Origin of the sequence: Shewanella sp. SG44-6 (assembly GCF_014164185.1) — a bacterium.
GTDB classification, from domain to species: Bacteria; Pseudomonadota; Gammaproteobacteria; order Enterobacterales; family Shewanellaceae; genus Shewanella; species Shewanella vesiculosa.
Genome location: NZ_JACJER010000391.1, coordinates 1 through 212, shown reverse-complemented (window position 1 = coordinate 212; position 212 = coordinate 1). Strand labels below are relative to the sequence as shown.

At 45.8% G+C, this 212-nt stretch carries 1 pseudogene; it reads left to right on the top strand.

Annotated elements, in window-relative coordinates:
- Positions 1–212: pseudogene (locus H5185_RS22695) on the top strand (GGDEF-domain containing protein); the annotation flags it as partial.

Sequence of the window (212 nt, the reverse complement as noted above, 5' to 3'; positions counted from 1 at the left end):
GATAAGCGGGCAGACGAGTTGGTTCTGGCCAATGCAGACAAAGAGCAACGTGCTAATGAATTAGCCCTTGCTAACATAGAGCTGGCTTTTCAAAACCAAGAGAAAGATAAGCGGGCAGACGAGTTGGTTCTGGCCAATGCAGACAAAGAGCAACGTGCTAATGAATTAGCCCTTGCTAACATAGAGCTGGCTTTTCAAAACCAAGAGAAAGA